Here is an 8,224-nt window from a genome sequence, read left to right as displayed (position 1 = left end):
TAATGTTCGAATATGATTTCCGCACGTATTCTTTGGAAGTCAGTCCATTTACTAAAATGCTTGACAAGTACATGCTTAGCCCTTGCCAGCAGCTGCTTACGGGTATCTCCATTGGTATATCGGAACGGAACATACGCTATATTTTGCTCTCTGCACCGCTGAATTTCATCGTCCTCCAAATCCCGTGCCATCCGGAGATAAGTAATCCTGAGTTCATCAATTGCCTCATAAAAGAGCTTCTGTACATGAAACCGGCCATTGGTCATAGTGGCATTAGGAAAAGCCGTTCGGACAATCCGCATCATAGTCGGCGAAAAATCCAAAGTGACCTCTTTGACTGTCTTGCGTTTGGAGAGATGAATCATTTCAAGCACCTTTATGACGTCTTCAGACTTCGTGCCACGTATCATGGTCACAAGAGTACCTCTGCCACCACGTCCCGCACGGTTCGTGACAACAGTATATAATTCTCCGCAGCTCAAAGAAGTCTCGTCAATACAAAGGCCGGGACCTATGTTTTGTTTGAACAAGACATATTCTGAAGCATAATCTAACCGGTTCCACTGTCGGTATGCGCTGATAAACTCCTTGTACCGGGAAGTTAACTGTTTACTGTTTACCGTTTACCCCATAAGCATCTGCTATGGAGCTTATGCTGGCCGCGGTAGTTTCAATCTTCTTCTTTTAAAAAAGCAACGAACTCAGGAGTGAGTTTCGTTCCTTCGGACGTAAGATCATCGTAAGTATAGGAAAACGTTTCACCGGTAGCTTTGTCATACCAGCGACGACGTCTCACATGGAGATAAACAGATTTGCCACGCAGAGGAAAGTCCTGAATCACTTTCTCATCAGTAAAACCATGTGAAATCACGGTGCCACTCTTGTAATCGGAACGCTCCAGGTAGTGTTTTTCATCAAGCTAAACTTCGATTTTGACAGAGTCGTCATGCCAACCGGTAATCTCGAAATACTCCATTAAAACTTCGGGGAAGATGAATCGTAGTAACTTATATAGGTGGCGATTAAAATTCGTTGGATTGTTGTCAGAAGATAACCGCAAAGATAGCTTACTTTCGTGTATTAACATAATATGCCCACAGGGGGGCGGACTGACCCGTTATTGGGTTGAAAAACGGAGTGCTATAGAATATTTTTCCTAAAATACTACTGAATGAGGATAATTATTCGTATCTTTGTCGCCCGAATAAACAAATGAAGCTTTGGGAAAGTTTGATAAATACAAAATAGACCTGAAAGGTATGCAAGCAGACTCATGCAAATATGAGTTTGTATTGGATAACCTTTTCTTTGCCAATATTGATGGACCGGAAGTACAGAAGGGTAAAGTTAATGTGGTATTAGTTGTAAAGAAAACATCTCGTGCTTTCGAATTGAACTTCCAGACGGAGGGAATGGTGTGGGTGCCATGTGACCGTTGTTTGGATGATATGGAACAGCTTGTCAGTTCAATAGATAAACTATTGGTGAAGTTCGGTCATGAATATGCCGAGGAAGGTGATAATCTCATTGTAATCCCTGAAGAGGAGGGTGAGATTAATGTAGCATGGTTTATGTACGAGTTTGTAGCTTTGGCCATCCCCATGAAGCATGTGCATGCTCCGGGTAAGTGTAACAAGGCAATGACCAGCAAACTGAGTAAGCATATGCGTACTACTCCGGATGATGAGATGGCGGAGGATACATTTGCACCAGAAGAAGTGGAGCTGATGAATGAAGAAGAAACGCAGGTAGACCCGCGTTGGGACGAATTAAAGAAAATATTAGATAACAATTAAAGATTAAAGAAAATGGCACATCCTAAGAGAAGACAGTCAAAAACAAGAACTGCAAAGAGAAGAACTCATGATAAAGCAGTAGCTCCTACACTGGCTATTTGCCCGAATTGTGGCGAGTGGCATGTATATCACACTGTATGTGGCGCATGCGGTTACTATAGAGGTAAGCTTGCAGTTGAAAAGGAAGCTGCCGTATAATTACGGTCAGTTTGGCTAAAACTTATACTTGAATATCGGGCGTCTAAAAAGATTTGTGATTTAATGAGCAAACCTTTTTAGACTACCGTTGTTTCAGCAGTTCTATAAGTAAACAAGATTTTAATGGAAAAAATAAATGCAGTAATTACAGGAGTCGGTGGTTATGTCCCTGATTACGTCTTGACAAACGACGAAATCTCGAAAATGGTGGATACCAATGACGAATGGATTATGACTCGTATCGGGGTAAAGGAAAGACGTATCTTGAATGAAGAAGGGTTGGGTAGTTCCTATATGGCGCGTAAAGCAGCCAAACAGTTGATGCAACGTACGGGTGCAAATCCGGATGATATTGATTTGGTGATTGTAGCTACTTCCACTCCGGATTACCATTTCCCTTCTACCGCTTCTATATTGTGTGATAAGCTTAGGCTGAAAAATGCGTATGCTTTTGATTTGCAGGCAGCTTGTAGTGGATTCCTCTATTTGATGGAGACTGCTGCCAATTTCATCCGTTCAGGAAGATATAAGAAGGTTATCATTGTGGGAGCTGACAAGATGTCGTCGATGGTTGATTATACAGACCGCGCTACTTGTCCTATCTTTGGTGACGGTGCTGCTGCCTTCATGCTTGAGCCGACAACGGAAGACGTAGGTATTATGGATGCTATTCTGAGAACCGATGGTAAAGGTTTGCCTTTCCTGCACATGAAAGCGGGTGGTTCGGTTTGCCCTCCATCTTATTTTACTGTAGACAACCACATGCATTACATTTATCAGGAAGGACGTACTGTGTTTAAGTATGCTGTATCCAATATGTCGGATGTTAGTGCAGCTATTGCTGAGAAGAACGGTCTGACAAAGGATAGCATTGACTGGGTAATTCCGCATCAGGCAAACCTTCGTATCATTGATGCTGTGGCTCATCGTCTGGAAGTTCCTCATGAGAAAGTATTGATTAATATCGAACGTTATGGCAATACCAGTGCTGCTACGTTGCCTCTTTGCATCTGGGATTTTGAAGAAAAGTTGAAGAAAGGTGACAACCTTATTTTCACTGCATTCGGCGCAGGATTTACTTGGGGAGCTGTGTATGTGAAGTGGGGATACGATGGAAAGAAGCAGTAATACACTATTGCTAGATATAACATAATAAAAACGCATCCTATTTCGATTCGATGCGTTTTTTTTTCTCAATTCAAATACTGAAGTCATGCACAAAGCAGGTTTTGTAAATATCGTGGGGAATCCTAATGTAGGCAAATCCACATTGATGAACGTTCTGGTAGGTGAACGTATTTCTATCGCTACTTTTAAGGCACAGACCACCCGTCATCGAATTATGGGCATCTATAATACGGATGCCATGCAGATTGTGTTTTCGGACACTCCAGGAGTATTGAAGCCAAATTATAAATTGCAGGAGTCTATGCTGAATTTCTCCACTTCGGCATTGATGGATGCAGATGTATTGTTGTATGTGACGGATGTAGTTGAGACTCCCGACAAGCATAATGACTTCGTGGAGAAAGTGGGACACTTGGGGGTTCCGGTTTTGCTGCTTATCAATAAAATTGATTTGAGTAATCAGGAAAAGCTTGTGGAACTTGTGGAAGCATGGAAGGAATTGTTGCCGAAGGCTGAAATTATTCCTATCTCTGCTACTTCGAAATTCAATGTGGATTATGTGATGAAGCGGGTGAAGGAACTTCTGCCCGATTCGCCTCCTTATTTTGATAAAGACCAATGGACGGACAAACCGGCACGTTTCTTTGTGACCGAGATAATCCGTGAGAAAATTCTGCTGTACTACGATAAGGAAATCCCTTATTCAGTGGAGGTGATGGTAGAACAGTTTAAGGAAGAAGCAAGGAAGATTCATATCAGTGCCATAATCTATGTGGAGCGTGATTCACAAAAGGGCATTATCATAGGTAAGCAAGGGAAGGCTTTGAAGAAAGTGGCCACCGAAGCGCGCCGTGATTTGGAGAGGTTTTTCGGGAAAACGATATTCTTGGAGACATTTGTGAAAGTTGATAAGGATTGGCGGAGTTCAGACAAGGAACTACGTAACTTTGGTTATCAGCTGGATTAAGAGTTATTCATACGACTGTGACAGTCGCAAAAAACAAAGAGTGTGAACTATGGGAAATTTAGTTGCAATCGTAGGGCGCCCCAACGTGGGAAAGTCTACATTATTTAATCGTCTGACCAAGACACGTCAGGCAATTGTGAATGAGGAAGCGGGAACCACCCGTGACCGCCAATATGGAAAAACCGAATGGCTGGGACGTGAGTTCTCGGTAGTGGATACCGGTGGTTGGGTAGTGAACTCTGATGATATCTTTGAAGAGGAGATTCGTAAGCAGGTGCTGATGGCGGTAGATGAAGCCGATGTGATTCTGTTTGTGGTGGATGTGATGAACGGAGTTACAGACCTTGACGAGCAGGTGGCTTCCATATTGCGTCGTGCCAAGAAGCCTGTGTTGCTGGTTGCCAATAAGACTGATAATCATGAACTGCAATACAATGCTCCTGAATTTTATAGCTTGGGTCTAGGCGATCCTTATTGTATTTCTGCTGTAACGGGTAGCGGTACGGGAGATATGATGGATCTTATCGTCGATAAGTTCAAGAAGGAGTCTGATGAAATTCTGGACGAGGATATTCCCCGCTTTGCAGTAGTAGGACGTCCTAATGCCGGAAAATCTTCCATAGTCAATGCCTTTATTGGAGAAGATCGCAATATCGTGACGGAGATTGCCGGTACCACGCGCGATTCTATCTATACCCGTTACAATAAATTCGGTTTTGATTTCTACCTGGTAGATACGGCGGGTATCCGTAAAAAGAACAAGGTGAATGAGGATTTGGAGTACTACTCTGTAATCCGTTCCATTCGTTCCATTGAGAATGCAGATGTATGTATTTTGATGATAGACGCTACGCGTGGCATCGAAAGTCAGGATTTGAATATCTTTTCTTTGATTCAGAAGAATGCCAAGGGACTGGTGGTTGTGGTGAATAAGTGGGATTTGGTGCAGGACAAGACTGTAAAGGTGATGAAAACTTTCGAAGATGCTATCCGCAACCGTTTCGCTCCATTTGTGGATTTCCCTATCATCTTTGCTTCGGCACTGACCAAACAACGTATTCTGAAGGTGTTGGAAGAGTCGCGTGATGTGTACGAAAATCGTATGACGCGTATTCCGACAGCTCGTTTGAACGAGGAAATGCTTCCGCTTATCGAGGCATATCCCCCCCCTTCAATCAAGGGTAAATATATCAAGATAAAGTATATTACGCAGTTGCCCAATACCCAGGTGCCGTCATTTGTTTATTTTGCAAATCTTCCACAATATGTGAAAGAACCTTACAGACGATTTCTGGAAAATAAGATGCGTGAGAAATGGAAGTTAACCGGAACTCCGATAAATATCTATATCCGGCAGAAGTAAAATATATCGTGATGATATAAGTCGATTCTATTAACTGGTTTTATGAAGATGAAGAGGTTGTGTCAAAATTTTGACACAACCTCTTCTGTAATTTACAGTTCTGTCATCTTTTCTTTTGCCTAGCAAAGAAAGTAAGGTTCATCGTCACCTTGTTTGAAATTATCAAGATTAAAATTATTGACAACTGATTTGATTGCGCTGACTGGGTTGTTCACAGCTGTGTTTTCATCAATTATCCTGAGAAAAAGAACGGGTCGGTTGGGAGTATAAGGACGAAAATGTACGTTTTGCCATAACGTAAAATTGTAACTGTTATTTTCTTATCACTCTAAATTCGCATTTTGCATTTCCGAGTAATCCGTTACCGTCAACACCTTCTACGACTCCGATAAATCCGGTATTGATGTCGGAACAATAGAAATGAACTTCTGCTTCACCTTTTTCATCGGTAATGACAGATGGAGTCCATAATAAAGTATTGCGGGCATCAGGAGTGGAAAGTTGTATATCTACCTCATCTGGTTGATAAAACTCTCTTTTTCCATAATAACCTTTGGTACGCCAAAGGTTGTTCATTTTTAATAGCTCTTCATCTGAGTATAAAGGTCCGCTATAAACAATTTCTTGTATATCCTCTACTACCATCATGGGGCTATATTTAATTATTCTATATCCTTTACCTTCAACGGGTAACTTTTTAACCTTATCATATTTCCCATTAGGATGATGGGTATATCCTGGATAATAATCATTCAGATACACCGGTTGGCATTCACATACCCATGCCTTATTCAAATTCATCTGTGTTAAGCTATCCAGTCGTCCCATCATTTTATCTCTAAACGGTTTATGTCCTTTTGCTGTTATAGTCACCTCATTTAATAATATGGTACTGTCGCTGCTTATTACAAGCAAATCAAGGGGTTGTTCTTTCTTATGGTATGATACCGCTATCGGATAATAATGAGGTCTGTTCTTCCTTATGCTGTCAATCAGAAGAAAGTAATCCACCAATTCGAGAGTGGGTTTGAACTCTTTCGACAACATGGGTTTCAGATACACATATCCTCCTTGAAGAGTTTTCATCATGTCCGGGTCAACCATAAAATGTCCGGTGGAGTCTGTCCAAAGAAACTGAGAGTTTCCCTCTGCACCGAAAACCTGGATAAGCTGTTCTGCTCCTTCATTCTGTTTGTCCTTTTTCTTACTCTTAAGAGTTTGTATGCCATTGATTTCATCAGTTAAAAAGGGCTGCCCTTGGTACTCAGGTTCTGCTGCATTCCACACATATCGCCTCCAGCCTTGTGTAAGCAACAACAGGTCCAACGCTTCTTTCCTGTCACTGTTCTTTTCGTCAAAATAATAAGCCGGGTTACAGATCCTGCCCCGTATTTGGGAGGAAAGATAACAGTAAGCCAAGATATTCACCGGGTCGGCAGGATTATTATATGCCCGGTCGTACACGCTAATACCCAGATTTGCCCTTACCGGATTGCCTTTTTCGTCTGTCGCTTTTATCTTGATTGACGCTTTTTCCCGAATTGTAAAGCTTGTCTTTTCAGGCTCAGCCGTTATATACAGTTTCTTTTGGGGATGAACATACACCAATCGTTCTGCGACAGGTCGCATGGAGCTGTCGAAAAGCGTAAACTCCGCTATGCCCTGATACGGGAAGTTTTCGAGCGGGATGGAGATTTTAAGACTGTCTTTTAATATCCCTTTTGCCATACAGCAAATCATTCCGCGCATTTGTCCCAAGAGATAAATTTGCCGGTGCGGCAAGCCCTCGGTTTGGGAAAGGAGAAAATTCAGATGCTCTTTATCTTGCCCGCGAAGATTCAGAACCATTCCTTGCGAATGAATCTCGGGGAGCGGATAGATTTTCCCATTCTTCAATTCAATCTTATATTGTTTATTCACTAAGGGAGTGAAGGGAACAGACCCCATCCCATCGTGCACGCTCTTTATTCCGCACAGGAACTTATCGTCTTCATAAATGGCTCCTTCCACAGATACCGGATTTCCCTTCCCATCGGTTGCTTTGAAAGCCAGTTTGGAGGAAAGGCCGGAAACGAGATTTCCTCCTTCTGGGAATGTTTCAAAACGGAAGGTTGTATCTTTAGGATTCTTCGTCACTTCCGAACGGGCTATATTCTTTACTATCCTTATTTTGCGGACAGGGGTTATTCCGGTAGTATCATTCTTGTAAAAAGAGTGCTTTGTATAGCCTTCCAGAAAATAGTCGCCTTCCGAAAGTTTTTCGTCTATGTAAACATGGCCGGATACGATGCCATTCTCTATCGAATACTTTTCCTGCCAGATTACGCTGTCTTTCGGATTAATCATTTGCAGATAAAGAGTCTTACTTTTATCCGATAAACCGAAAGTTTGTGCATCCAGCTGATAGGCTTTGAACCAGAGGTCTTCACCGGTCTCGTAGATGTCTTTACTTGTTTGAAAATAGATTGATTCAGAGGGATGAGAAGAAAAGCTGCTTTCTATATGATTAACCAAGGAGTCTATGGATTCTTGGGAATGAACCATAGAGGTTGTCAAATTCATTCCAAACAAAAAAATAAATATTTTATATACCTTTACATCTTTCTTATTCATTTGAATATTGGCAATATATCGATGAAAGTATTGAATTTATAGTATTTAGTTATAACTTTTAAGCAATTACTGTTATATTTTCAGAGAGTAAAGCTACAGAGAGAGGAAAAACTTCCACTGCATATTTCTTATGCAGGAGATTTGGAACTTCAGTGTGTT

Annotated in this window: 7 protein-coding genes and 1 pseudogene; 5 read left to right on the top strand and 3 right to left on the bottom strand. The window is 41.6% G+C overall.

Features of this window, described 5'->3' with window-relative positions; genetic code table 11:
• Positions 1-530: transposase (locus E5355_RS15480; RefSeq protein ID WP_136011051.1), on the bottom strand; the 530-nt coding region annotated here is incomplete at its 3' end.
• Between the two features lie 140 nt (positions 531-670).
• Positions 671-976 (bottom strand): annotated as a pseudogene (locus E5355_RS20250) (transposase family protein).
• A gap of 244 nt (positions 977-1,220) precedes the next feature.
• Here E5355_RS20250 and E5355_RS15470 point away from each other — a divergent pair.
• From E5355_RS15470 to der, 5 genes are all read left to right on the top strand, one after another.
• On the top strand, positions 1,221-1,796 hold the full coding sequence (locus tag E5355_RS15470) for a DUF177 domain-containing protein (RefSeq protein ID WP_136011050.1): 576 nt from the start codon (positions 1,221-1,223) through the stop codon (positions 1,794-1,796).
• Positions 1,797-1,808: 12 nt separating this feature from the next.
• Complete coding sequence (gene rpmF, locus E5355_RS15465) at positions 1,809-1,994, top strand: 50S ribosomal protein L32 (protein ID WP_004288267.1); 186 nt, start codon at positions 1,809-1,811, stop codon at positions 1,992-1,994.
• Positions 1,995-2,117: 123 nt separating this feature from the next.
• The gene (locus E5355_RS15460; protein ID WP_136011049.1) at positions 2,118-3,122 is read left to right on the top strand and encodes a beta-ketoacyl-ACP synthase III; all 1,005 of its coding nucleotides are present in this window, start codon (positions 2,118-2,120) and stop codon (positions 3,120-3,122) included.
• A gap of 85 nt (positions 3,123-3,207) precedes the next feature.
• A complete protein-coding gene (gene era / locus E5355_RS15455) occupies positions 3,208-4,089 on the top strand; it encodes a GTPase Era (RefSeq protein WP_136011048.1) in 882 nt (293 codons plus the stop codon).
• Positions 4,090-4,138: 49 nt separating this feature from the next.
• Positions 4,139-5,452: a ribosome biogenesis GTPase Der gene (gene der, locus E5355_RS15450; protein ID WP_136011047.1), complete on the top strand. Its 1,314-nt coding sequence runs from the start codon at positions 4,139-4,141 to the stop codon at positions 5,450-5,452.
• A 312-nt stretch (positions 5,453-5,764) separates the two neighbouring features.
• On the opposite strand, the gene E5355_RS15445 is transcribed toward der, so the two are convergent.
• Positions 5,765-7,996 carry a hypothetical protein gene (locus E5355_RS15445; protein WP_246866975.1) on the bottom strand — a complete coding sequence of 744 codons (2,232 nt, stop codon included), beginning with the start codon at positions 7,994-7,996 and terminating at the stop codon, positions 5,765-5,767.
• Between the last annotated feature and the right edge of the window lie 228 nt (positions 7,997-8,224).

The organism is Bacteroides muris (ex Afrizal et al. 2022) (assembly GCF_004793475.1).
Lineage (GTDB): Bacteria > Bacteroidota > Bacteroidia > Bacteroidales > Bacteroidaceae > Bacteroides > Bacteroides muris.
Note: the sequence above shows the minus strand (reverse complement) of the source record. Positions and strands in the feature narration are given on the sequence as shown.